The sequence below is a fragment of the Streptomyces sp. ISL-1 genome (assembly GCF_018614585.1).
In the GTDB taxonomy this organism is placed as follows: domain Bacteria; phylum Actinomycetota; class Actinomycetes; order Streptomycetales; family Streptomycetaceae; genus Streptomyces; species Streptomyces maoxianensis.
Genome location: NZ_JAGGOI010000012.1, coordinates 21,083 through 43,936, shown reverse-complemented (window position 1 = coordinate 43,936; position 22,854 = coordinate 21,083). Strand labels below are relative to the sequence as shown.

The 22,854-nt window shown below is 70.4% G+C and carries 23 protein-coding genes and 2 tRNA genes; 17 read left to right on the top strand and 8 right to left on the bottom strand.

What is annotated here, in order from left to right; translation table 11 throughout:
* Positions 1–67: 67 nt before the first annotated feature.
* The 5 genes from J7E87_RS10495 (at position 68) to J7E87_RS10475 (ending at position 9,980) form a co-directional block, all read left to right on the top strand.
* Positions 68–622: a hypothetical protein gene (locus J7E87_RS10495; RefSeq protein WP_308312894.1), complete on the top strand. Its 555-nt coding sequence runs from the start codon at positions 68–70 to the stop codon at positions 620–622.
* 206 nt (positions 623–828) lie between these two features.
* Positions 829–3,096, top strand: coding sequence for a DEAD/DEAH box helicase (locus tag J7E87_RS10490; RefSeq protein WP_215092395.1), 2,268 nt, complete (start codon positions 829–831; stop codon positions 3,094–3,096).
* Positions 3,097–3,299: 203 nt separating this feature from the next.
* Complete coding sequence (locus J7E87_RS10485; RefSeq protein ID WP_215092394.1) at positions 3,300–6,290, top strand: FG-GAP-like repeat-containing protein; 2,991 nt, start codon at positions 3,300–3,302, stop codon at positions 6,288–6,290.
* Between the two features lie 202 nt (positions 6,291–6,492).
* Complete coding sequence (locus J7E87_RS10480; RefSeq protein WP_215092392.1) at positions 6,493–9,597, top strand: FG-GAP-like repeat-containing protein; 3,105 nt, start codon at positions 6,493–6,495, stop codon at positions 9,595–9,597.
* A 307-nt stretch (positions 9,598–9,904) separates the two neighbouring features.
* A tRNA-Lys gene (locus J7E87_RS10475) sits at positions 9,905–9,980 on the top strand.
* A gap of 304 nt (positions 9,981–10,284) precedes the next feature.
* Here the strand turns inward: J7E87_RS10475 and J7E87_RS34970 are convergent.
* Positions 10,285–11,493: a methyltransferase domain-containing protein gene (locus J7E87_RS34970; protein WP_251017237.1), complete on the bottom strand. Its 1,209-nt coding sequence runs from the start codon at positions 11,491–11,493 to the stop codon at positions 10,285–10,287.
* 252 nt (positions 11,494–11,745) lie between these two features.
* Complete coding sequence (locus J7E87_RS10465; RefSeq protein WP_215092391.1) at positions 11,746–11,946, bottom strand: hypothetical protein; 201 nt, start codon at positions 11,944–11,946, stop codon at positions 11,746–11,748.
* A 117-nt stretch (positions 11,947–12,063) separates the two neighbouring features.
* On the opposite strand from J7E87_RS10465, the gene J7E87_RS10460 reads away from it, so the two are divergent.
* The gene (locus tag J7E87_RS10460) at positions 12,064–12,822 is read left to right on the top strand and encodes an XRE family transcriptional regulator (RefSeq protein ID WP_215092388.1); all 759 of its coding nucleotides are present in this window, start codon (positions 12,064–12,066) and stop codon (positions 12,820–12,822) included.
* A 109-nt stretch (positions 12,823–12,931) separates the two neighbouring features.
* On the opposite strand, the gene J7E87_RS10455 is transcribed toward J7E87_RS10460, so the two are convergent.
* Positions 12,932–13,084 carry a hypothetical protein gene (locus tag J7E87_RS10455; protein ID WP_215092386.1) on the bottom strand — a complete coding sequence of 51 codons (153 nt, stop codon included), beginning with the start codon at positions 13,082–13,084 and terminating at the stop codon, positions 12,932–12,934.
* A 168-nt stretch (positions 13,085–13,252) separates the two neighbouring features.
* Here J7E87_RS10455 and J7E87_RS10450 point away from each other — a divergent pair, with 168 nt between their 5' ends.
* Positions 13,253–13,444 (top strand): hypothetical protein, encoded by a 192-nt coding sequence (locus J7E87_RS10450; protein ID WP_215092384.1) that lies wholly within the window; start codon positions 13,253–13,255, stop codon positions 13,442–13,444.
* Positions 13,445–13,614: 170 nt separating this feature from the next.
* Positions 13,615–13,893, top strand: coding sequence for a hypothetical protein (locus J7E87_RS10445; RefSeq protein WP_215092382.1), 279 nt, complete (start codon positions 13,615–13,617; stop codon positions 13,891–13,893).
* Positions 13,894–14,217: 324 nt separating this feature from the next.
* On the opposite strand, the gene J7E87_RS10440 is transcribed toward J7E87_RS10445, so the two are convergent.
* Positions 14,218–14,376 (bottom strand): hypothetical protein, encoded by a 159-nt coding sequence (locus tag J7E87_RS10440; protein ID WP_215092380.1) that lies wholly within the window; start codon positions 14,374–14,376, stop codon positions 14,218–14,220.
* Between the two features lie 13 nt (positions 14,377–14,389).
* Positions 14,390–14,845 (bottom strand): peptidoglycan-binding protein, encoded by a 456-nt coding sequence (locus J7E87_RS10435; RefSeq protein ID WP_215092378.1) that lies wholly within the window; start codon positions 14,843–14,845, stop codon positions 14,390–14,392.
* 173 nt (positions 14,846–15,018) lie between these two features.
* Between J7E87_RS10435 and J7E87_RS10430 the strand changes: the two genes are divergently transcribed.
* Together J7E87_RS10430 and J7E87_RS10425 are read left to right on the top strand one after the other, a co-directional pair.
* A complete protein-coding gene (locus J7E87_RS10430) occupies positions 15,019–15,240 on the top strand; it encodes a hypothetical protein (RefSeq protein ID WP_215092376.1) in 222 nt (73 codons plus the stop codon).
* A gap of 387 nt (positions 15,241–15,627) precedes the next feature.
* Positions 15,628–15,972: a DUF397 domain-containing protein gene (locus J7E87_RS10425; RefSeq protein WP_215092374.1), complete on the top strand. Its 345-nt coding sequence runs from the start codon at positions 15,628–15,630 to the stop codon at positions 15,970–15,972.
* A 665-nt stretch (positions 15,973–16,637) separates the two neighbouring features.
* Here the strand turns inward: J7E87_RS10425 and J7E87_RS10420 are convergent.
* Positions 16,638–16,841 carry a hypothetical protein gene (locus tag J7E87_RS10420; RefSeq protein WP_215092372.1) on the bottom strand — a complete coding sequence of 68 codons (204 nt, stop codon included), beginning with the start codon at positions 16,839–16,841 and terminating at the stop codon, positions 16,638–16,640.
* A 423-nt stretch (positions 16,842–17,264) separates the two neighbouring features.
* Here J7E87_RS10420 and J7E87_RS10415 point away from each other — a divergent pair, with 423 nt between their 5' ends.
* Positions 17,265–18,056 carry a DUF1206 domain-containing protein gene (locus tag J7E87_RS10415; protein WP_215092370.1) on the top strand — a complete coding sequence of 264 codons (792 nt, stop codon included), beginning with the start codon at positions 17,265–17,267 and terminating at the stop codon, positions 18,054–18,056.
* Between the two features lie 148 nt (positions 18,057–18,204).
* Here J7E87_RS10415 and J7E87_RS10410 read toward each other — a convergent pair whose 3' ends face one another.
* Positions 18,205–18,705, bottom strand: coding sequence for a DUF5994 family protein (locus tag J7E87_RS10410; protein ID WP_215092368.1), 501 nt, complete (start codon positions 18,703–18,705; stop codon positions 18,205–18,207).
* Positions 18,706–19,145: 440 nt separating this feature from the next.
* On the opposite strand from J7E87_RS10410, the gene J7E87_RS10405 reads away from it, so the two are divergent.
* The 5 genes from J7E87_RS10405 to J7E87_RS10385 all read left to right on the top strand — a co-directional run bounded on the left by J7E87_RS10405 (position 19,146) and on the right by J7E87_RS10385 (position 21,851).
* Complete coding sequence (locus tag J7E87_RS10405; protein ID WP_215092366.1) at positions 19,146–19,361, top strand: hypothetical protein; 216 nt, start codon at positions 19,146–19,148, stop codon at positions 19,359–19,361.
* On the top strand, positions 19,358–19,606 hold the full coding sequence (locus J7E87_RS10400) for a hypothetical protein (protein WP_215092364.1): 249 nt from the start codon (positions 19,358–19,360) through the stop codon (positions 19,604–19,606). The genes J7E87_RS10405 and J7E87_RS10400 overlap by 4 nt, the downstream gene beginning before the upstream one ends.
* 66 nt (positions 19,607–19,672) lie before the next feature.
* Complete coding sequence (locus J7E87_RS10395) at positions 19,673–19,945, top strand: hypothetical protein (protein WP_215092362.1); 273 nt, start codon at positions 19,673–19,675, stop codon at positions 19,943–19,945.
* A gap of 261 nt (positions 19,946–20,206) precedes the next feature.
* Positions 20,207–20,623 carry a YciI family protein gene (locus J7E87_RS10390; protein ID WP_215092359.1) on the top strand — a complete coding sequence of 139 codons (417 nt, stop codon included), beginning with the start codon at positions 20,207–20,209 and terminating at the stop codon, positions 20,621–20,623.
* Positions 20,613–21,851 (top strand): RNA polymerase sigma factor, encoded by a 1,239-nt coding sequence (locus J7E87_RS10385; RefSeq protein WP_215092358.1) that lies wholly within the window; start codon positions 20,613–20,615, stop codon positions 21,849–21,851. The genes J7E87_RS10390 and J7E87_RS10385 overlap by 11 nt, the downstream gene beginning before the upstream one ends.
* Positions 21,852–21,892: 41 nt before the next feature.
* On the opposite strand, the gene J7E87_RS10380 is transcribed toward J7E87_RS10385, so the two are convergent.
* Complete coding sequence (locus J7E87_RS10380) at positions 21,893–22,285, bottom strand: hypothetical protein (protein WP_215092356.1); 393 nt, start codon at positions 22,283–22,285, stop codon at positions 21,893–21,895.
* 305 nt (positions 22,286–22,590) lie between these two features.
* On the opposite strand from J7E87_RS10380, the gene J7E87_RS10375 reads away from it, so the two are divergent.
* A tRNA-Met gene (locus J7E87_RS10375) sits at positions 22,591–22,664 on the top strand.
* Positions 22,665–22,854: the final 190 nt, after the last annotated feature.

Sequence of the window (22,854 nt, the reverse complement as noted above, 5' to 3'; positions counted from 1 at the left end):
CGTGTCCCTTGTGGGGCACAGGGAGTTGGGCAGGGAAACCCGCATCCCGTGTCCTGGAGGTGCCGCCGTGCGCCAGTTGTCCGCCCCCGGCCGTTTGGTTGTCGCGATCGCCGCCTCGCTGGCGGTCGCGGCTTCGGCAGGCTGTATGAGCGTGAGCGACGACGATGGCGGGAAACCGGCGCCTCGTACGACAACGGACCGGCGTGGGGCGGTGGCAGAGCCGGACGGCGGGCAGGCGGCACCGGGCGGGCGGCAGGCGGCCGGCGGGCGCGGCGAGCCGGGCAAGGCGGGCGGGAAGGGTGCGGACGGCGAGAGCGCGTCGCCGAAGCCGAGCGGTTCCGCGCAGCCCGGGGTCAAGCCCCCGCGGGGCGGGCCGCAGCCGAAGCCGCAGCCGCCGCAGAATCCCCCGCCGACCGGAGGCGGAGCGTCCTCGTCCGAACAGCCGCCGCAGCCGACCCCGTCCGAGCCGCCGCCGGTGAGTCCGACGCCACAGCCGAGCGAGCCCTCCGATCCGCCGCCGCCGTCGTCCGCTCCGGAGGTGCACGCGATGGCAATACAAGGGGTCGCCGGGCAGGGGATGAGTGCGGAACCGGAGGCGTCACCGCAGGTGGGGCCCATGTAGCGAGGGTCACTTTGGACCGGGTTTGCCTTTTGTGGGGGAGGCTGCGTATCGTGGCAGATCGTTTGATCCCATTGCCCGGCGCCGAAACAGAAGAGCGCCGCGTGGCGCGTACTCCCCCTAGCCGTGGCTGACCGCATTGAGGCGGTCGAATTGCGAATCACGGAGTTTGGGCGCGTGCCGAGACTCCGGAAGGTTTCGCATTTCGCATGTCCACTTTCAGTACTGATCACGCCGTCATGCCCGAGAACAACGAGGCCGTGGCGGCTTCCGCTGCCGAGGTCGTCAAGTCCGTCGAGGCCATCGAGGTTGTCGAGACCGTCGAGGCCATCGAGGTCGCTGACGTCGAGGTTGTCGAGGTCGCTGACACCGAGGCCGCTGAGCCCACTGTCACCTTCGCCGACCTTGGCCTGCCCGAGGGCATCGTCCGCAAGCTCGCGCAGAACGGCGTCACCACGCCCTTCCCGATCCAGGCCGCGACCATCCCGGACGCCCTGGCCGGCAAGGACATCCTGGGCCGCGGCCGCACCGGCTCCGGCAAGACCCTCTCCTTCGGTCTGCCGCTGCTCGCCACCCTGGCCGGCGGCCAAACCGACAAGAAGAAGCCCCGCGGCATCATCCTCACCCCGACCCGTGAGCTCGCGATGCAGGTCGCGGACGCGCTCCAGCCGTACGGCGATGTGCTCGGCCTCAAGATGAAGGTCGTCTGCGGCGGTACGTCCATGAGCAACCAGATCTACGCGCTCGAGCGCGGCGTCGACGTCCTCGTCGCCACCCCGGGCCGTCTGCGCGACATCATCAACCGTGGCGCCGGCTCGCTCGAGAAGGTCCAGGTCGCCGTCCTCGACGAGGCCGACCAGATGTCCGACCTGGGCTTCCTGCCCGAGGTCACCGAGCTCTTCGACCAGATCCCGGCCGGCGGCCAGCGCATGCTCTTCTCCGCCACCATGGAGAACGAGATCGGCACGCTGGTGCGCCGCTACCTCGTCGACCCGGTCAGCCACGAGGTCGACAGCGCCCAGGGCAACGTCACGACCATGACGCACCACGTCCTCGTCGTGAAGCCGAAGGACAAGGCGCCGGTCACCGCGGCGATCGCCGCCCGCAAGGGCCGCACCATCATCTTCGTCCGTACGCAGCTGGGCGCCGACCGTATCGCCGAGCAGCTCGTCGACTCGGGCGTGAAGGCGGACGCGCTGCACGGTGGCATGACGCAGGGTGCGCGTACCCGCGTCCTCGAGGACTTCAAGAAGGGCCACGTCAACGCGCTAGTCGCGACCGACGTCGCCGCCCGTGGCATCCACGTCGACGGCATCGACCTGGTCCTGAACGTGGACCCGGCCGGCGACCACAAGGACTACCTGCACCGCTCGGGCCGCACGGCTCGCGCCGGCCGGTCCGGTGTTGTGGTTTCCCTTTCGCTGCCGCACCAGCGCCGCCAGATCTTCCGTCTGATGGAGGACGCGGGCGTCGACGCCTCACGCCACATCGTGGCCGGAGCGGGCGTGTTCGACCCGGAGGTCGCCGAGATCACCGGCGCGCGTTCGCTGACCGAGGTCCAGGCCGACTCCGCGAACAACGCCGCCAAGCAGGCGGAGCGCGAGGTCAAGGAGCTGGGCCAGCAGCTCGAGCGCGTCCAGCGTCGCGCCACGGAGCTCCGCGAGGAGGCCGACCGCCTGGTCGCCCGTGCCGCGCGCGAGCGTGGCGAGGACCCGGAGGCGGCTGTCGCCGAGGTGACCGAGGCTGCCGAGGCCGAGATCGCCGCGGTGCCGGAGCAGGCGCCGGCCGAGGAGCGTCGCGACGACCGCGGCAGCTTCGAGCGCCGTGGCAACGACCGTGGCGGCTTCCGCCGGGACGACCGCGACGACCGTCGTGGCAACGACCGCGGTGGCTTCAACCGTGACCGCGGCAATGACCGTGGCGACCGCGGCGGCGACCGTGGCGGCTTCCGTCGCGACAACGACCGCCCCTCCGGTGGCTTCCGCTCCGGCGGCGACCGTCCGACCGGTGGCTTCCGCCGTGACGACCGCCCGACCGGTGGGTTCAACCGTGACAACGACCGTGGTGGCCGTTCCTTCGAGCGCCGTGACGACCGCCCCTCGGGTGGCTTCCGCTCCGGCGGCGACCGCCCGTCGGGTGGCTTCCGCCGCGACGACCGCCCCTCCGGTGGTTTCCGTCGCGACGACCGTGACGACCGTCGTGGCAGCGACCGCCCCTCGGGTGGCGTCAACCGTGACGACCGTTCCTCGGGCGGCTTCCGCCGTGACGACCGCCCGACCGGCGGCCACCGTGGCACCGACCGCCCGTTCAACCGCGACCGCCGCGACGACCGCCCCGCGGGCGGCTTCCGCACCGGCGGCAGCGACCGCCCGACCGGCCGCCGCGACGACCACCGCGGTGGCACGACCGGCACCGGCACGAGCACCGGTTCCTTCGGGCGCCGTGACGACAAGCCGCGCTGGAAGCGCAACAGCTGATCCGGTCTGACCCGAGGGTCTGACTGGCAGGGCCCGTACGGCACTTCGGTGTCGTACGGGCCCTGCTGCGTGAGGGGGTGCTGTTACGATCCGCCGACGTCGTGGGGGGTCACGGCGCTTTCACGTTCTGGGGAGGGACTTCGTTGAATCGTCGTGCGCTCGCGCGTGTGGCCGTAGCGGCCGGCACGGTCGTTGCCATCGGAATGACATCGGGACTCGGGCCTGTCGGTCCGTCAGCGGTGGCGGCGGAGCCCGCGCCCACGCCCGCCCACACGGTCTTCCAGTCCGACCGCTACGTGCCGCGGGGCAGTTCGCTGATCTCCGCCGGCACGCAGGGCTTTCTCCGTCAGGTGGACGGGACAGCGGGCTTCCTGTGGACCCGGTACTCCGACGGGAAGTCCACCCTGGTCGCCGGTCTGAACAGCATCCTTGGGTATCCGGGTTATGCGGGCGCGGGATCGGACACAGTGGCGCTCCCGCAGGCGGGAGCAGTCGAGTTGAGGGGGATGGCCGACGGCAGTGTCCGCCGGCTGCCGCTCGCCACGGGCACGTACCTGGGGACGTACGGGGAGACGGCCGTCACCTATGGCGAATCCGGCTCCGGCGGGGAGATCGGCGATCTGCGGCTGCACCGGTTCGACGCCGATGGATCGGTCGTCGTCCAGCAGGTCACGACGCCGCCCGGCGCCCGGATCCGGCGGGCCCCGCTCGCGGCCGATGCCCGTACCGTCGTCTTCGCGTACGCGGACGCGTCGTCCCGGACCCGCCTCGGACTGCTCTCCATCGACACCGGGAGCTTCACCCAGGGACCGGAGGTGCCCGCGACCGGGGTGACCGTCGCCGTGGTCAAGGACCGGCTGGCCTGGTACGCGGCCGGGCAGCCGATTCGTATTGCCCCGCTCGACAACCCGACCGCTGAGCCCGAGACCCGGACCATGCCCGGGGCGGCGGGGAGCAGCGTGTCGTCGCTCGGCATCGTCGGTGACGACGTGGTCGTGGCGCGCGATGTGGTCGGCACGCCCAATGATTCGCGGAACACGAGCGGTATGCCGCTGGTGGCCGTGCCCAAGACCGGTCAGCCTCCCCGGACCCGGCTGGCGCATGCCGACGGGGACCTGATCCAGGATCCGAACGGGAATCTGCTGGCGACGGGTGGGCTCGACGCGGGCCTCTGGTTCGTGCACCACATGCTCGAATCCGACTTCGAGCGGCAACTGGTCAAGATCGCGCCGGAGCCCGCACAGATCCGGCGCATCTCCCTGGCGAACGGCACGCTGGCCACGAACGAGGCCGACAGCAACTTCGCCCCCGTCTACGTCACCCGGACCGTCACGACGCAGGGCGCGGCATTGTCGCCCGGTGACCCCGTGCGGTCGGACCGCTTCGCCGAGGGCCCGGAGTCCGGCGCATGGTCGGCCGGCAATGGGCGATCCGTGCGGATGATGCGGATCCCGGACGGCATGTCCGTCCAGTCGCTCGCCAAGGACGACGCCGCGGGTTACTTCTCCTTGCCTTCCCAGCAGGCCACCGTCCTGGACATGACCGGCCGGTACGCCATCGTCAACGGCACCGATCCCGTCCAGCAGTACGTCGGCGACCTCGGCGTCCACCACGACCTCAAGCCCATCCGCACTCGCCCGGTCACCGCCGCGTCCGTCTGGGGCCACACCCTCTGGACGCCGTCGGCGTCCGCCGGGGTGCTCACGGCCGAGAACCTCCCGACCGGAGCCACGTCGACCCTCGCCACGGGCGCTCCCTGCGTCGCCAAGGAGCTTCAGGCGGTGGGGCGTTGGATCTACTGGTCCTGCGGCCCGACCGGCCAGGCCGGGGTGTGGGACCGTACGGCCCGCAAGAACATCCCCGTACCGTCCGGCGAGGCACTCATCGGCGACGGCTATCTCGTACGCCACGACAAGGTGGCGGGCAAGTTGCTGCTCATCGCCTTCCAGGACGGGTCGGCCGACGAGACTCGCACCGTCGGCGACCTGCCGGGCACCGCGGTGAACAGGCGAGGCGTGACCTGGACCGTCGACAAGTTCGGTGGCCCGGTCGCGTATGCGGCCGAGGACAAGCGGATCCATCTGGCCCCGAGCGGTGTCCCGACGCAGCCGGTCTCGGCCGTCGAAGCCACCGCTTCCACGCTGGTGACGGTGGGCGGCGCGAGCTGGAGCGGGCGCTGGCTGGTGTCCAGGCCGGTGGCCGGCTGGCAGGTGACCGTGCGGGACGTCAACGGCAAGGTCGTCCGTACCCTGTCGGGCGCCGCGCCCAAGGGTGTGATCGAGGCGTACTGGGACGGGCGGACGGCCACCGGCGGCCACCTGCCCAACGGCGGCTATACCTGGGCGCTGACGGCCGCGCCGGCCAACGGTCAGGGCCCGGCCTTCACCGCGTCGGGGCCGGTCGGCCTGCGGAACGGCGCACCGGTGCGGCACGACCATGTCGGCATCCTGCCGGACGGTATCGGCGATCTGCTCACGCTCAGCGGGACCGGGGACTTCACCTTCCACGGCGGCGGTTCCGGGAAGTTCTCCGGCAAGACCACGGGCAGCGGCTGGTCCACCTCCGCGCTCGCGGTCCCCTTCGGGGACCTCAGCGGCGACCGGTGCAACGACGTGCTGATCCGCCTGGGCACGGGAGAGCTGCGGGCCTACCGGCCCGGCTGCGGCCAGCCGTTGAACGCCCGGACCGCGTACACAAGCATCGGCACGGGCTGGGGGCAGTACGACGTGCTGACCTCGCCCGGCGACCTGAACGGCGACGGCCGCGCCGATCTGGTGGCCCGCCAGAAGTCCACCGGGGACATCTACTTCTACGCGGGCGCGAACGACGGCCGCTTCTCGGCGACGCGGGTCCGGATCGGTACGAACTGGAAGGCGTACACCAAGGTCCTCGGCGTCGGTGACATCACCGGGGACGGCCGGCCCGACCTGCTGGCGCACGACGCCAACGGTGGGCTGTGGCGCTACGAGGGTGCCGGCAACGGCACGTTCAAGGCGGGGGCGCGGGTCTTCTCGGGCTGGGGCCGCGGGTACAACGCGCTCGTGGGGGTCGGCGACATCACGGGCGACGGCAGGGCGGACCTCGTGGCACGCGACGGATCGGGGAACCTCTACCGCCACAACGGCACGGGCACCGGGACGTTCGCGGGCGGCGTGCGGATCGGCGCGGGCTGGCAGAGCTACCGGCTGTTCTAGAGCGGTCGGGAACAGGGCCCGTACGCCATCGGTCATCCGGTGACGTACGGGGCCCTGTTTGCGTCTGTGAGACGGCTGTTGCCGCTGTTACGATCCGTCCACTCGCGTGGGGGGTTCTGCCGGGGGGCAGCTCAAACAAGGTTCCGGTGCCGGACAGGCGCTTGGTCCCCCATGCCATCTTCTTGTCCTGGGGAGGGACTGAGTGGCCCATCGTGCCCTCATACGCGGCGCCGCAGCCGCGACCATTTCGCTTTCTCTCGCGGCCGGGCTCGGCTCCGCGACCGCGCAGGCCGACCCGGGTGTTGCCTCCGTATCCCAGGGGGAGGCCGTGGAGATCCCGGCCACCCTCCGCACATCAGAGCAATTCATGGGGCTCCTGGCCACCGGCTCCGCGCTGGACGCGGACGGGGCGGGTCGGCTCGGGTTTTTCAACCGCCGGAACTCCACCCAATACGTCTGGACGCGTTACTCGGACGGACAGTCGTTTCCCGCGGGTCCGACCGGGACCGGCTGGGGATCCACGCGAGGCACTGGCACGGACACCATCGTGTACTTCGGCAACGGGTCGATCCAGTTGCGCGACATGGCGGCCGGGACCACCCGGTTCATGACCATGCCGCAGGGTTTCGTCTTCGGCGGGGTGTACGGCAACACCGTTCTCGCCGTGAAGACCGTGACCGTCGAGTCCGGCGGAACCACGACCACCAAGGCGGTGGAGCCCCAGCTGCTCGACTTCGCTGAGGACGGTGCCGTACGCAGTCGGCCGGTCGAAGGGCTGCCCGACGGCGCCGAGATGATCTGGCCCGGCCCTGCGGCCGGCGGTGATTCGCAGTCCATCCTGCTCCGGCTGAAGGTGGACGGGATCCCGCGGCTGGCGAAGGTCGATGTCGCGACGGCGCGGATGACCGGCCACACCCAGCTGCTCGACCGGCCGGCCGTACTGCTGACGCCCCGTCATGTCGCCTGGTACGCACGCGGGACCGTGCAGACCGAGATCAAGGTCGTTCCCAGGTCCGATCTCGGTGCAACGCCTACGGTGCTCCCGGCTCCCCTCGCCGCGGACCGCACCAGCTATGAGATCGCCATCGTCGGCGACTGGGTGATCCACTTCAAGGGCCCCGGCCAGCCGGTCATGGCGACTCCCATGAACGGTGGTGAACCGCGTCGGCTGCTGAAGGACAGCGCACTGCACATCGCCTCGGCCGAGGACGGCTCCGCCACGATCGTGGGCGGTGTCAGGGGCACTGCCGACTGGGGCGCGTACCGCATCACCGAGGGCGCGGACGGCTCGCCCAACGTTACCCGGGTGGTGGACCTGTCGCCGGTGCCGGCCACGGTGCAGGGCATCGCAGTGGGTGGAGGCAGCCTCTTCGTCGCGGATGACAGCATCGGCAAGCGCCGGGCGTATGCACGGGAACTCCGTGTGCAGGGAACGCCTGAGTACGGTGCACGCAGCGTCATCGGGGATCTCGGCGTCTACTGTCAGCCGTCCGCCCCCGACTGCCATCAGCTGTATGCCGACGGCGGGGACCTGGTCAGCCTCGCCCACACGCAGGACGGAATCGACCAGATCACCACGCGCTACGGCAGCCCGCTGCCCACCGGTCTGTCCGGCGGGACCATCGCCGACGCGGCCGACCACTATGTCGTCTACACCCACAGAGCGACGAACGAGCAGACCGTCTACAACACCCGGGGCGGCACCGAGAAGAAGGTTCTGACGCGCGCTCCGGTGGCCTCCGCTCTGTGGGCCGACACGCTGTGGAGCGCGGCCGGGGCCACCGGCACCCTGACCGCGTACGACCTGGCGGCCAATAAGCCCGCGGGCGAGATCGACACAGGCTCGGGCTGCATTCCCGATGAGCTTCAGGCACTCGGCCGCTGGCTGTACTGGTCCTGCGGCACCCGGGCTGGTGTGTACGACCGTACAGAGAAGCAGTCCGTCCCCGTACCGGCCGATGAGGCCCTGCTCGGTGACGGCTATCTCGTACGGCACAACAAGGACGACGGCAAGCTCGAGCTGACGGACTTCTCCTCCGGCACGGCGGTCGACCGCACGCTGGCCGACTTCCCCGCCACGCAGCAGCCGCAGCGCCGGGTGACCTGGACGGTCGACAAGTACGGCGGACATGTCGCGTACGCGGATGCTGCTCAGCGCGTGCATGTCGTGCCGGTGGGAGTCACCACACAGCCGCTCAGCGGGTGGAAGACGGAGTACCAGCACTGGGGGACCGGCGCGGACGGCAGCGACGGCCGGACGGTCTACAGCGACACCGGGAAGTTCCAGGTGCGTCTGTCCAAGCCGGTGGTTTATTGGACCCTGACCCTCAAGGACCCCCGCACGGGGAAGACGGTCCGCACCCAGAAGGGCGGCGAGGCGAGGCACGTCCTCTCCGCTGAATGGACCGGAAACTCGGACGATTACGCCCAGCTGCCCAACGGCCGCTACACCTGGACCGTGACCGCGCAGCCCGCCGACGGCCATGGTGCCCCGGGGGCCTGGAGCGGTACCTTCCGCCAGATCTACGGGACGCCGGCGTGGCGGGACCTCGAGGGGCGGGACACGATCGGCGACCTGATCACCCTCAGCAAGGGCAACCCGGTCATGTCCTTCAGGCCGGGCCGGAGCAACGGAACGATCGGCGGATACGAAGGCGGACGCGTTCTCGACGACCGGGCGAAGATCGTCCCCGTGGGGGATCTGAACGGGGACCGGTGCAACGACTTCCTGGTCCGCCGCTGGCCCGGTCGTCTGTACCTGATGGACGGAGGCTGCTCCAGGGAGCCCTGGCCCGAGGTGCCGGACAAGCTGGTCGGCAGCAGCGGCTGGAACCAGTTCGACGTGATGGTCTCCCCCGGGGACCTCACCGGCGACGGCCGCCCCGACATGCTGGCCCGCCAGACGACCACGGGTGACCTCTTCCTGTACGTGGCCAATGCGGACGGCGGCGGTGTGCGGGCGGGTGTCCGCATCGGCAAGGGCTGGAAGGGCCTCATGATCGTCGGCGCAGGCGATCTGAACGGTGACGGCAAGGGAGATGTTCTGACGCGCGATGCCTCCGGGGCACTGTGGCGCTACAACGGCACGGGGCAAGGCACCCTCACGAACCGTGTCAAAGTCGGCAGCGGCTGGCAGATCTATAACGCCGTCGTGGGCATCGGCGACCTCAGCGGCGACGGTAAGTCCGATCTGGTGGCTCGTGACACGGCCGGAGTCCTGTGGCGCTACAACGGCACGGGCCAGGGCACGTTCACGGCCCGGGTGAAGATCGGGACCGGCTGGCAGAAGTACGCCGAACTGTTCTGACCGTTCCAAGCGCCCTTGCGCCAATGGATGCGCCGAATTGACGCCTTGGAGCGATTGAGTCCTGCCGTGAGCGACTGACGCAGGGCCCGTACGGCAGTCGGACGCCGTACGGGCCCTGCCGGGACTGCGGCCGGGGCGGGCGACCTGTACAACAGCAACGGCAGGGGCAACTTCGTCTCGGGCAAGCTGCTCACGTCGAGCCGCTGCAAGGGCTACGTAACCCTCAACTGACGGTCGGGCGGCCCGACAGCCGATACCCGATCGGCTGTCGGGCAGCGTCCGGCTATGCTCAGGGGTGTTGTGCCGAGGGCCGTTAGCTCAATTGGCAGAGCAGCGGACTTTTAATCCGTTGGTTGTGGGTTCGAGTCCCACACGGCCTACCACTCAGCCCCAGGTCAGGGATCCTCTGGCTTGGGGCTCGCTGCGTTTCAAGTCCTGATTCGGGCACTTGCTGGCCCCCTGCTGGCCCGAGAGTCAAACGATCAAGACATGAAGAAGCCCCGGCCTGTCCGCGACGGGGGGACGCAGACAGACCGGGGCGGCTTTCGGGTGCCGGGATTTCCCCGACACCTGCTCTACGGGGGAGGGCGGCTCGTCCGTCGCGACGAGGCCGAAGTTTTCGGCCAGAGAGCCCCGGCCTGCCCGACGGGGGACGCAGACAGACCGGGGCGGTGAGGGGAGCGGGCGCTATCCGCGGGCGCGGACCAGGAGTGTGCCGACCTTCCGAGGGCCGGACGGGGCGGGCAGGACGCGAGCCGACGCCGCGGTGAATCCGTGCTCGGCCAGGATCCCCACCCACCGCTCGGGCTCGTAATCCCAGCGCTTCACGACGAGCGGGTCCTCGTCCTCCGGCCGGTTGATGTACGAGGCCTGGCACCCGTAGCAGCCCTCGATCGCGGGGCGTTGAGAGAAGGCGAGGACGCCGCCCGGGCGCAGCCGCTTGCGGATGACGGGCAGTAGCTCGTCCGGGTCGGTGAACCATGCGGCGCCGAACACGGAGTAGACCGCGTCGAAGTCCTCGGCCGTGTCGGTGAGGAGCTGCACGGCGTCGCCGCGGCGCAGGGCCATACCGTCGACGTCGCCCCAGCGTGCCTCCGCGGCCTTCAGCTGGGCGAGGGATACGTCGACGCCGACCGCGCGGGCCCCGAGCGTGGCGCAGTGGGCAAGGTTGCCGCCCTTGCCGCAGCCGAGGTCCAGCACGGCGGCGCCCGGGCCGATGCCGAGGACCTCCGCGCCCGGGCCGTGGTCGGGGTACTGGGTCCAGTTGAACCAGGTCGTTGCGCCGACCGCGTTGGCGGGGCGCCGCTCGGGCTTCTGCGTGGAGTAGGTGTCCCACGCCTTGGTGTCCGTCACTGCTGCTCCGTTCGCGGGGCCGGCCGCCCGGTGCATGGACCGGGCGGCCGACGTGATCCTGCTACTTCTTCTTGCCGCCGTTCGGGCTGTCCGAGCAGCCCGCGTGGCACTGGCTGCACTCACCCATCTTGGCGGCCGGAGGCCACAGATCGGCCTCGATGGTGAATCCCGCCCCGCGATGGCGGTCAGGGTGCGCTCCCGTGCCGCCTCGGGGCCGCCGTCGACCTGCTTGCCGTCCGCGGTCGGGACGTGGTGGATGAACCGCCCGGCGACCTGCTCGCAGAACACGGCGTAGTCGACGGTGTGGAGGATCCAGGTGTGCCAGCCGATGTCTACGAGCTTGCTCGGGGACAACTCCAGGTCGGGGCGCTGGGCGCCGGCGGCGAGGAACGCGGCGGTCTGCGCGATGATGCGCCGCGCGGTGGCGTGGTCGATCTCGGGGTGGTCCGTGACGATGCGGGCGCTGAGACGCTCCGTCATCTCGGAACCGACGAGCTCGGCCGGGTCGGTGGTGCCCACGGGGCGGTCTAACGCGATGGTCATGCTTCCTCCTGTGTGGACGTGTCCTCGGGCGAGGGCCAGTCCCGTCCGCACCGGGTCAGGGGTGCACCGGTGCGGACGGGAGTCGGTGGGGTGTAGCTACAGGCGGCTGGCAGTCGGCGGGGTCGGCGTGTATGACGACGCGGACGTCGGGGCTGGACATGCGATGCACCCAGTGGACGAGCCCGTTGTTCGTGTGTCGGCCGCATGCGGAGCACACGCCGCTTCCGTGCTCGACCTGGTCCCACATCGGGCTCACTGGGTGTTCGCCCCACGGCAGCGCGGGCAGGCGCAGCGCGGGCAGGCGCAGGGCGGGTAGGCCATGGAGAACGGCATCGCCTTGACTGCCGGGAGTGTGCACGCCTTGACGGGCGTTCGCACGTTCGTCTTGGGATCGACGCGGTACACGCTGATGGCGAGACCCGGGTGATCCTTGCCGCTGCCTGTAGTCGTCACGCATTCAAGATGGCGGGGACACAGAGAGTTGCGCGGCGTCAGTGCAGGCGTCAAAGCGGCGACACACGGGGCGTCATTTCGGTGTCATTCAGGGCGAGTTGGGTCTACCGTGAGCGCATGCCCACACCGAACAGCGCACTGCGAGCAGTCCGCATGGGCCTGCTCATGTCTCAAGACGACTTCGCCCGCGCCGTGCGAGATGCCGGCACCCGCGGGGGCCAGCCCAACGACGCCAACAAGCGGCTCGTGCAACGGTGGGAATCCGGCGCCACTACCGCGCCCCGCCCTGTCTATGCCCGTGCCCTGGAGTACGTCACCGGCCTGCCCATCGAGTCCCTCGGCTTCGCCGGCGCCGTGCCGATGGCGCGAATCTCCAACGACGGGCAGGGCGGCCACGACGTCGAATCCTCCGTGAACGGCATTGCCCCCGCGGCCGCCTCGCCGCAGCCCGAACAGCAGGGCGGCCACCGCAACTACTCGGGCGTATGGCTGTCCCGCTACGAATACTTCAGCTCTGGCCGCGACTCGGCGTTCACCGGACTGCACTACGTGGTGGCGCTGCAGCACGGCAACCGGCTCACGGTCCGCAGCCTGCCCGGCTCCAGCGACAGCCCGCTGACGATGGATCTGGAGATAGACGGTCACGTCGCCACCGGTACGTGGACCGAGCAGACCGCGACCGAGGGCTACTACCGGGGCGCCCGGTATCACGGTGCGATCCAGCTGCTCGAACCGACCAGCCGTCGCATGACCGGCAAGTGGGTCGGGTTCGGCAAGGAGTTCGACGTGAACACCGGGCCGTGGGAGCTCGTGTTCCAGGACGCATCGACGAACAAGGCGACCCTCGCGGCGTACAACAAGCGGCCCGACGCCTGACCTGACGGTGCGGGGCAGGCCGCTGACTTCGGTGCGCTAAAGCCTCGGTCACTGCCAAAAGCGAGACGCCCCCTCCCCGATTGGTGCGGGGAGGGGCGCTGCTTTGCGGCTAGAGCGCGGCGCCGACCGCCAGGCCGAGCAGCATCACCGCCACGGCCGACAGCCCGAGCACGGCTGCCTGCTGCTTGGCCACCTTGCCCAGGTACGCCTGGCCAGCCACGGCAGCGAGCAGAACCACGGCCGCCTTCTGGTTCTTCGACATTTGTCTTCACCTCCCTCCGCGCAGAGTTGAGGGAGAGCATGGCACCGGGGTCTGACAACGCAGCCCGGACGCACGAAAGCGCCCCCTGCCCGACCCCGTGAGGGATCAGGCAGGGGGCGCTTCCTTGCGTTCAGCCCATTGTCAGCGGCGGCCCGTAGGATTTGCCGCATGAATCCCACCCCTGCGGACCGTGATTCCGTGCGGTCTGTTGCGCAGGTCAACGCCGAGATCCGCGAGCTGTGGTCCGGCGGCGTGCTGCCTGAGGAGCGACGGCCGGAGTATGAGCGGCTGGTCGTGGCGTGGGCCCGCGCCCATCGGACGGAGCGGGCCGCGCAAGGTGGTGCCGGACTCGCGGCGTGAACTACTAGTGATCTACCAGCTCCTACCAGATTGGTAGATCACTTTGCGGCTGCCCGCGAGTTCATCTCGCGCAGCCACTGCCGCAAACGGCGGCCTCCAGATGCGAGTGTCCGCCAGTCGGGTGACCCTGGTGAAAGTGCCTTGACCCCCACACACCAGGGAGACACGTGATGATCCAGATGCTGCACGAGAAAGGCCTCCGCAGCGAACACGCCTACATGGCCGCCATGGCATCCATCGGCCTGTCCATCGCCACCTGGGCGCTGAGCCTTAATGCCGAACCCGGCGCCGGCATGGCCCGCGCCGACCGGTGGGGCATCTTCGTCGGCGAATGGGCCCCCACCTTCTTCGGCCTCGGCCTCGCCCTGTCCCACTACGAACAGCAAGACGGCACCCTCACCGCCAGCGTCCACGACCTCGGCGAAGAACGAGAACGACAAGCCATATAACGCACTACAGCAAAGCGCCCCTCCCACCCGAAGGCGAGAGGGCGCGGTGCCTTACGGGTACTGGCGGCGGGCCGGGTCCATGCCGAGGGACAGCAGGCCGGGCGGATCCGGGTTCGGCTGCGGTGCGCCGTCCTTGCGGCACACCCGCGCGTCGGGATCGTAGTCGGGGGTCTGCCAGCTGTAGCCATCCTCGCAGCTGGCGCCGGCGGGTCCTGCGGGTCCGCGTTCCCCGGGATCTCCCTTGTCGCCTTGCTCACCTTGAGGACCAACCGGTCCGGCCGGACCCGCGGGACCGGGCGGCCCCATCACGGTCTCGCCGAGCACTTACTGGGCGAGTGCATCCCGGGCTTCGTTCGCCGTGCGCAGTTCTTCGGCCAGGTCTTGGCCGGTGAGGAACGCAGCGCCCGCGAGCAGGGCACCCAGCACCGCAAGAATGTCGCCCCGCCAGGACCGGCCGCGTTCGGTGGACTTGTGCCGCATCACGCCGTCGCCCCCCTCACGATCGCTGCCAGGTGGTGACGGTGAAGCCGCGGGCTCTGCCGAGGCGGGTCAGAGAGTCCTTGCCGGGATGCCGTCGGCGGCCGTGCCGGGAAGCGCAGCGGCGCTGCCAGGCCTTGTACGCGGCGACGGTCTTGGTGCCGAAGCTGCCGTCGACGTACTGGCCGGCGATGAGGCCCTTGGCCTTCAGCGCCTTCTCGACGGTCAGGACCTCGTTCTTGTGCGAGGTGTGGCCCTGCGCCGCGGCGGGGTCGTGCCGTGCCGTGCCGCCGAGACGATGTGGGCGAGGGACACCTCGGGCTGCGGGCGTCGCCGCGGGCGGCTTCGGGGCGCTTTCGTGTTCCCCGCCGCAGGTGAGCCCGAGGTGAGCCCGGAGTGTGTCGCCAACTGCCTTGGCGCGGGGTCCGCGGAACGAGCCCCGCCGCCAGGTGGAACAGGACGTACAGTCGGTCACCCTCGGCCCGGTCAATCCTTCGGGGCGGGCATTTCCTCCCACTGGTTGCCTCAGGCAATCGAATCGTGCCCGGACTGTCCGGAGACGCACGCGCGCGTGAGCCCCCGGCCGTGATGGTCGGGGCTCTGTGCTGTCCGGATGCGTCCGGATCGGTCCGGACGGACGCTGGTGGTATGGCTGATGAGGCGCCTGTGGTCGTTCATCCGCTGTCGCCGGAGGGCGGCAGGCAGGTGACGATCCGCGGTGAGCCCGTCGGCGTGGCGTACCACCTGCTCGATCTGTTGGAGTTCCTGCGCCGTGCGGGGCTGCCTGAGGCGGATACGAGCGTGGATGATCCGGAGCTGATCGAGTGGCGTGGCGGCGGCCCCGATGTGTGGGCCGCGTCGTCGTCCTGACCGCTGTGCCTCGACGATGATGCCCTGTTCGGTCCACAGGCCCCGCACCGCTTGCACCGCGCGACGGGTGTCCCCTGCCCCTGCCGAGTTCAGCTCGCAGTGCGTAGCCATGGACGCGGCCATCGGCCCCATCGTGTGCCTCGTGGACGACTGGGACCGCCTCGCCCGGGACGCCTCGCACAGCGCCGTCATGCGCCCGTCGCATCGCTCAGGCCGGCGTGCATTGCGAGACCGCCGAAGGTGAGAGCGACGAGCCCCGCTGAGAAGTCGCGCGGCCGACTGCGTACACCCCGTTGAGCCCGCGTCCCGACCGGAGCACCTCGCCAGGAAATCCGGCCGGGGCGGGACTGCAAGGACCGAGAACATCCACGAGCGAGGACACCACTCATGGGCACACTCAGCAATGGTCGCGGGACAGTCGCTTTCGAGAACGCGAACGCCCCCGGGCTGGACTGGCGCAAGGCAGGGCGGACCGACCTCGATCCGATCGTGAAGGACTGCGTGATCCTGGCCGACGCCGGAACGGCCGAGGGCCACCCGCACGACAGGATCCCGGACGGCACCCGCATGGTGGCGATCTCCGACGACAAGGACACGGACAGCCCGGTTCTGTACATGAGCCGAGTGGAGATCAGTAAGTTCTTCGACGGCGTGATGGCGGGTGAGTTCGACCATCTCCGGGCGAGCGAGGAGGAGTTGCAGGCCGCTCTGGAGCTCGCCGCGGCTATCTGAGCATGGACGCGAGCCAGGTTGCCGCGGCACACAGGTCCATCCAGCGGTTCCGCGGCATCGCATGCCGGGAGTGCTGGAGTCGGCGGACGGTTCCGATGATCTATGAGGGCGTGGTCGTCGTCTCGTGCGAGAGCTGCGGAGGGGCAACCCCGAGGGGTCGTCCTGTACGTAGCACGCCGGCGACCGCCTAGCCCCCTTCAATGCCCCGGTCTGCCATCCGTCCCCCGTGATGGGGGCATGCCGGGGCAGCGGACGGCCCCGAAGCGCGTACGCGTGTCCGTGCTTGGGGGCCGTCGTGTGGTTGTGCAACTGGGTGCTTAACGCGCCTTGTGGGACTACCTGACAGGCGTCAACTCCAAAGCTACGGTCGCCGCATGGTGCCGATCGACTGGGGCGACGCCCCCGTTGGTAGCGGGGCCTTTGCGGCAGCAGCTGCGTACTACGCCCGCAGCACCGTCAATAGAGAGGCCCCGCCGCGACGGGGGGATGCGCGGCGGGGCCCGATCGTGCGGGTGCCCCTGTGGGCGGACGGTCACACCTCAGTGGCTGTGTGTCGGGTACCACCGCCGCAGGCTCCGCAGTACACGAGGTGAGCCCCGGCCTGTCGGCGAGGGGGATGCGGGCAGACCGGGGCAGTGCCCGCCGGCGGCCGACGGTAGCGCTGCTCAGCCAGTGGTAGGTCCCGGGTTGTCGACCTCGGCCGGGAGCTCGTTGTGTCCCTCGCTCCAGTGGTTCACCCACCCGCACAGTGGACAGGAGTAGCGGCCATCGATGCCGTGCACCTCGGTGCCGCACTGCTTGCAGTCCGTGCGGGTGATCTCAGTGCCCGTCGTCACGGGCTTCGGGGCAACTTCGGTGTGCCGCGTCATGCTCGGACTGTACGCCGAGGGCTCGGGGCCACCCCCCGACTGCTGTCCGCAGGCCCGCCGCGAGCCCGTCGAGGACGCTTCGGACGTTGGTGTGCTGCGGGTACAGGACACGTCCGGGTGAAGGCCCTGTCCTGCTCCGGGCCGCACTGTCCACGCCAGATGTCCCGGCATTCCCTGAGTGGGTGTCAGGCAGTAGTCCGCATTTGGCAGTACGAGTCGGGGAGGCCCGGCCCCTGGCAGCGACGAGTCGTCCGCAGGGGGGCCGGGTCGGGGGTGGTGGCGAACATATCGGCCGCAGGCAACGCGCATCAGTCCCTCAGCCGGGGGCACTCGGGGACTCAGGACGCGTACCGCGCGCCCAGACTCGAGGGGGACATCGTGACGTCGTCTCACGCACACGGGCGGGGCCGGGCCCCGAGATTCATGACTCGCCGCTCCGCGGAGAAGCAGACGTTGACCGTCGCGGGGCGGGCGGGTTTCGTCGCCCGGGGTGTCGTGTATGTCCTCATCGGCGCGCTGGCCGTCAGGATCGCTCTGGGAAGCGGCGGCGAGGAGGCTGATCGCCAGGGCGCGCTGCGCCAGGTCGCGGAGCAGCCCTTCGGGAAAGTGATGCTGTGGGCGCTTGTCGTCGGCTTCGGCTGCATGGCTCTTTGGCGGGGCGCCCGCGCGGTGATGACCAGGGGGCCTCGGCGGAAGGCCGGTTCCCGGCTGCTGGACGGTGGCCGGGCGCTCTTCTACGCCGCGGTCTGCTGGGCGACTGCCGCGTTTGCCGCCGGGAGCGACGAGGGCTCCAGCGGCAATGCGCAGTCTCAGGACTGGACGGCATCGGCGCTGGAACTGCCGTACGGACGTTGGCTGGTGGGTGTCGCGGGCTGCATCCTGATCGGCATCGGCGCGGTGCTCGCCGTACGAGCCGCGATGCGGCGCTTCCTGCGGCGTTTGAACACCGGCGCAATGAGCCGCCGCACGCGGCAGACCGTGACCGCGCTCGGCGTGGGCGGCGGAGTGGCGCGCGGCGCCGTGTTCGCCGCGGCGGGGATCTTCATCCTGGTGGCGGCCGTCCGCTTCGACCCGCACGAGGCCAAGGGTGTGGACGCGACACTCCGCAGCTTCGCCCACACCCCGATGGGGCCGTGGCTCCTGGTCGCCGTCGCGGTCGGGCTGATTCTCTTCGGCGTCTTCTCCTTCGCTTCGGCGCGGTGGCGCCGCTTGTGACCGTTCACCGGCGGCGGCGATCGGGTCGAGCTGCCGCGGTCGACTCCGTGGCGGGCGCGCGTCGGGGTCGGCATCAATCCCCCGCGGGTGCTTGGCCGTTCAGTGGCCCCTGCGCGTCGTCGCCCCCCGCCTCAGCGATGCGCGAGCCTCATGTGTGAGCGGGCGGGCCGGGGCGCGGGCGGGCCTCGTTGGCGCCGGTGTCGATCAGGATCTGTTCGGCGGTGGTGGTGTGCGCCTGGACGGCTCTGGCCATCGCGGCGCGCGCCGCATCGGTCGTTGCCTGCGGCGGCACCACCAGCAGTGAGAAGTGATCCCCGTCGCCCGGAGTGATGAGCACGGTGTCGTCACCCACGGGGAACGAGTCGATGTGCACGATCCGGTCGTCGATGATCAGGCGCGTCGGAAGTCCCTCCCAGGCGCACGCATCCACCCCGACGCGGTCGATGGGGCCGAGGTATTCGGTCAACGCGGTGACAAGACCGGGCAGCTCGGCGCAGATGCGGCGGGAACGCGGCCACCAGGCGCCGTCCAGCATCCCCTCCCGGGCCCGGGTCGTTACCAGCCGCAAGAGAGGTGTGCCGGGTTTCTCGGCGTGGTAAATGGCGTCCGGCAGGAGCTTGGCGGGGCTGGAGATCTCGGAGTCGGCCATAGCGTCTTCGCCCGTCTGAGAGTCGTGCGCCCGCCGGTCGCCAGACCTGGGTAGGCAGTGTCGGCGTGGCTGCGTGCCAGGGAAGTCTCCTTGGCTCAACCGTACCCCGGTAGTCGGCGGCGACCACTGGCACGAGCCCGGGACGCGGTGCTGGGGAACAGGAAGAAATGCCTGGTCGCGCGCATATTTGTGGCCCCTGGCCGGAGTACTGTGAAGAAGCCGGGGGCCTGTCCCGTACTTGCTCGGATGCGGGTACCGCTCTCGGCGAGCATCAACACAGCTTGGCATTGTGAAGCCCGGGGGCGGGTCCGCGCCAGGACCGTACGCCAGGAAGAGGGACGGGAGACCGACGGCGAGGCGGGGTCCTCACCGCTCGGGATCCCGAGCGGCCTCCAGCGCTGCGACCAAGGGATGTGAGGACTGTGGAGACCGTCATCACCGTGGCAGTGATTCTCGCCATGATCGCCATCGGAGTCTTTCTGATCCATCAGGTGAACACCCAGCACGAACAACGGATCGCCTCGTTCCGCTACGGCGAAGCCGTGCAGGGACTGGGCCGCCGCCGGAGGCCGAGGCGCCACGGGCCGGCCACCCGGCCCGCCGGACCGCCCGAGGCCGGCACCCACCCCGACCGGCACGATGGAGGTCGAGGATGACCCCCGCGGGACGAGTGCCTGCCGCCGGGCGCGCCGAAGTCCGTATCGTCGCTGCGTCCCCCGCGACCGCTCGTCAGGTCGCGGAGGTTCTCCGGCGCTGCTTCTCCGCCACCGAACAGCGCAGCTACCCCGCCGGCCACGACGGTGGAACCAGACTCCACCTCACCGTGGACACCACGCACCCCGCCGAGCCCGCGCGGTCGTGGCTCGTGGCCAGCCGGTCAACGGGTGACGATCCCGCGTAGGCGGACGACGGCCGTCGCAGCAGGATTCCTGCACCCGCGCCGAGTACGAGAGGACGGCAGGCAGTCATGGCAACACTGCGCGAGCGGAAGACCTATCGGCAGCAGGTCATGAAGCGCCTGTACGAAGCCACTGAGGGCAACCGCCTTCTGGGTGTCACCGGGGCGCAGTTGCGCGACGACCTCGGTGTTCATGAGGAGGACCTGGCCGCGGCCTGCACGTATCTGGTGGGCGAGGGGCTGATCGCGGTCGACTGGGCGACGGGCAATACTCCCGCGATGGTCACGCTGACACATCAAGGGATCCGGATCATGGAGGCTGAAGAGGAGGAGCAGGGCTGAGGTGACGCCCCGCGGACCTGATACGCGGGCGCCCCGACAGGGCTTCGCCGGTCGGGGCTCCGCGCTGCCCCGACCCTCGGATCTGCTTCTGGGCCGCTCCCTTGCCCGCTCCCCGAGCGGTCGCGCATGTTCCCCGCGAGTGGTTTCGACGAGTGGTCGCGAAAAGAATCTCCGCGCGGTGTCGAGAATCCGTCATCGGCTGCGACGTCCCCTGTGAGAGTTGCCAACAAGGGGCGGCTACGCATCCGAAGGAGCGACGTCATGAAGTATCTGGTGATGGTCCAGGGCACGCAGGCCGACTACGAAGCGATGCGCGGCAAGGCGTCCGCCCAGAGCCCGGCCTGGAGCGAGAAGGATCTGCAGGCGATGTTCGCCTTCATGGGTGAGATCAACAACGACCTCTCCGAGTCCGGCGAGCTCGTGGACGGACAGGGACTGGCCGAGCCGGCCCTGACCCGTCATGTCACCGCGGACAAGGACGGACGGCCCGTGATCACCGACGGCCCGTACGGAGAGACCAAGGAACTGCTCGCCGGGTACTGGGTGCTCGACTGCGAGAGCCTGGACCGGGTGACCGAGATCGCCGCGCGCGTCGCGCAGTGCCCGAATCCCGAGGGGGCCCCCGAGTACCCCGTGGTCATCCGGCCCATCCTGGACGGCGGAGGCGATGGCTGTTAGACGTACGACCGAGGTCGAGGACCTGCTGCGCCTGCACGCGCCGCAGGTCCTCGGTGCGCTGGTACGGCGGTACGGACACTTCGGCCCGGCCGAGGACTCCGTACAGGAGGCGCTGCTCGCCGCCGCGCAGCAGTGGCCTGAGCAGGGGCTGCCCGACAATCCCCGCGGCTGGCTGATCAAGGTCGCGTCGCGTCGTCTCACGGAGCATCTGCGCAGCGACGAGGCCCGGCGCAGACGCGAGGAGACGGTCGCGGCGCTGACCCCGCGGGACGCGTTCACGGCGCCCGCGCCCGGGGAGAGCCGCGCCCCCTCCGAGGACGACACCCTCACACTGCTCTTTCTGTGCTGCCACCCCGAACTCACCCCGGCCGCGCAGGTCGCGCTCACGCTGCGGGCCGTCGGCGGTCTGACCACGGCCGAGATCGCCCGCGCGCACCTGGTGCCCGAGGCGACGATGGCGCAGCGGATCAGCCGAGCCAAGCAGAAGATCAAGGGCATGCCCTTTCGGCAGCCGGGGCCCGAGGACCGTGATCGGCGTCTCGCCGTGGTGCTCCAGGTGCTCTACCTGATCTTCAACGAGGGCTATACGGCGACCTCCGGCAGCGATCTGCACCGGGCCGACCTCGCCGGCGAAGCGATCCGGCTGACCCGGGCCGTACGCCGGCTGCTGCCGAAGGAGGGTGCGGTGGCCGGACTGCTGGCGCTGATGCTGCTCACCGACGCCCGCAGCGCGGCGCGCACCGGCCAGCACGGCGAGCTGATCCCGCTGGACGAGCAGGACCGCGCCCGCTGGGACCAGGAGTCGATCGCGGAGGGCATCGCGCTGGTGGAGGAGGCCCTCTCCGAGGGGCCGGCCGGCGCCTATCAGCTGCAGGCGGCGATTGCGGCGCTGCACGACGAGGCGGCGCGCGCCGATGACACGGACTGGCCGCAGATCCTCGGCCTGTACGACCTTCTCGTACGCCTCGCTCCCGAGCCGATGGCCGAACTCGGCCGGGCCGTGGCCGTCGCCATGGTGCAAGGGCCCGAGGCAGGGCTCGCCGAAGTCGCCAAGCTGGAGGACCGGTTGGCGGGTCACCACCGGCTCGACGCCGTACGAGCGCATCTGCTGGAGAAGGCGGGAGACGTCGAAGGCGCACGCGCCGCCTACCAGTTGGCGGCCCGGCGCACCCTCAGTGGCCCGGAGACGCGCTACCTCCAGATGCGGGCGGCCAGGCTGCAGGCCTGAGGTGTCCGGCCCCGTCGGCGGCCGGTCCGCCAACGCCCAGGTCACCAGCGGGTTTTCGCCCGGCGGGCGCGGCGCGTCATCGACTTCAAGGGCATCCAGGAGCCGGTCAAGCTCACGCTGCGCGCGAAGACGTCGCTGACAGAGGGCAACACGATGCCGTTCCTGGAGGCCGAGTCCAAGATCACGGTCGCCCCCGAGCGCGGCACCGCCCCGAGCGGCGAGCCGACCGCGAGCCCCTCCGGGTCTGCCTCGCCCTCCCCGACCGCTTCCGCGACGCCGTCCGGGACCCCGTCCGCCTCCGCCACAACCACGGCGGCGGCCGCGAACACCCCCGTCACCACCAGCGGCGCCCTCGCCAGCACCGGATCGTCCAGCTCCACCTGGTACGCGGCGATCACCACCGCGGCCCTGATCGCGGTCGGCGGCGCGCTCACCGCACTCCGCCTGCGCCGCCGCTGAACAGCCCGCCGGCCCCTGTGCAGCGGCGCCCCGCCCCCGCGCAGCACCCTCAGCAGTTCGCCGCCCTTCGCGATGACGGGCGGCGACGAGGGCGCTGTGCGGCTGGGCCACGGCCAATCCGGAGCCCGCCGGACCGGCTCCGGGCGGGCTCCGGGCGGGCCCGGGACCGTTCGGGACGGGCTCGGATAGCATCGGGACAGGCTCGGAGGGGCGTCCGTGCAGGTCTGTCCATCAAGTGGAGTTGATCTTGCTCCGGATGGCGTAAGGTTGTGTTTACCGACGCGGGGTGGAGCAGCTCGGTAGCTCGCTGGGCTCATAACCCAGAGGTCGCAGGTTCAAATCCTGTCCCCGCTACTGAAGACAGTGGCCCGGCACTCGATAAGAGTGCCGGGCCACTGTCGTATCCCCTCATGCGCACCCGTCACTCACCCCCGCGTCGCCCGGTCGGCCGATGGTGAGTCGCCGCCCGGCGCGGCTACGGCCAGCCTGGGAAGGGCGCGGTACCGTCCGCAGCCAGGCGGACGGCAGGAGATAACCGGTGGCG

What these genes read in the sequence shown, in the direction of transcription:
- J7E87_RS10490 (WP_215092395.1), top strand. Translation starts at nt 829, where the DNA reads ATGTCCACTTTCAGTACTGATCACGCCGTCATGCCCGAGAACAACGAG.
- J7E87_RS10485 (WP_215092394.1), top strand. Translation starts at nt 3,300, where the DNA reads ATGACATCGGGACTCGGGCCTGTCGGTCCGTCAGCGGTGGCGGCGGAG.
- J7E87_RS34970 (WP_251017237.1), bottom strand. Translation starts at nt 11,493, where the DNA reads ATGACCATCGCGTTAGACCGCCCCGTGGGCACCACCGACCCGGCCGAG.
- J7E87_RS10460 (WP_215092388.1), top strand. Translation starts at nt 12,064, where the DNA reads ATGCCCACACCGAACAGCGCACTGCGAGCAGTCCGCATGGGCCTGCTC.
- J7E87_RS10455 (WP_215092386.1), bottom strand. Translation starts at nt 13,084, where the DNA reads ATGTCGAAGAACCAGAAGGCGGCCGTGGTTCTGCTCGCTGCCGTGGCT.
- J7E87_RS10450 (WP_215092384.1), top strand. Translation starts at nt 13,253, where the DNA reads ATGAATCCCACCCCTGCGGACCGTGATTCCGTGCGGTCTGTTGCGCAG.
- J7E87_RS10445 (WP_215092382.1), top strand. Translation starts at nt 13,615, where the DNA reads ATGATCCAGATGCTGCACGAGAAAGGCCTCCGCAGCGAACACGCCTAC.
- J7E87_RS10430 (WP_215092376.1), top strand. Translation starts at nt 15,019, where the DNA reads ATGGCTGATGAGGCGCCTGTGGTCGTTCATCCGCTGTCGCCGGAGGGC.
- J7E87_RS10425 (WP_215092374.1), top strand. Translation starts at nt 15,628, where the DNA reads ATGGGCACACTCAGCAATGGTCGCGGGACAGTCGCTTTCGAGAACGCG.
- J7E87_RS10420 (WP_215092372.1), bottom strand. Translation starts at nt 16,841, where the DNA reads ATGACGCGGCACACCGAAGTTGCCCCGAAGCCCGTGACGACGGGCACT.
- J7E87_RS10415 (WP_215092370.1), top strand. Translation starts at nt 17,265, where the DNA reads ATGACTCGCCGCTCCGCGGAGAAGCAGACGTTGACCGTCGCGGGGCGG.
- J7E87_RS10410 (WP_215092368.1), bottom strand. Translation starts at nt 18,705, where the DNA reads ATGGCCGACTCCGAGATCTCCAGCCCCGCCAAGCTCCTGCCGGACGCC.
- J7E87_RS10400 (WP_215092364.1), top strand. Translation starts at nt 19,358, where the DNA reads ATGACCCCCGCGGGACGAGTGCCTGCCGCCGGGCGCGCCGAAGTCCGT.
- J7E87_RS10395 (WP_215092362.1), top strand. Translation starts at nt 19,673, where the DNA reads ATGGCAACACTGCGCGAGCGGAAGACCTATCGGCAGCAGGTCATGAAG.
- J7E87_RS10390 (WP_215092359.1), top strand. Translation starts at nt 20,207, where the DNA reads ATGAAGTATCTGGTGATGGTCCAGGGCACGCAGGCCGACTACGAAGCG.
- J7E87_RS10385 (WP_215092358.1), top strand. Translation starts at nt 20,613, where the DNA reads ATGGCTGTTAGACGTACGACCGAGGTCGAGGACCTGCTGCGCCTGCAC.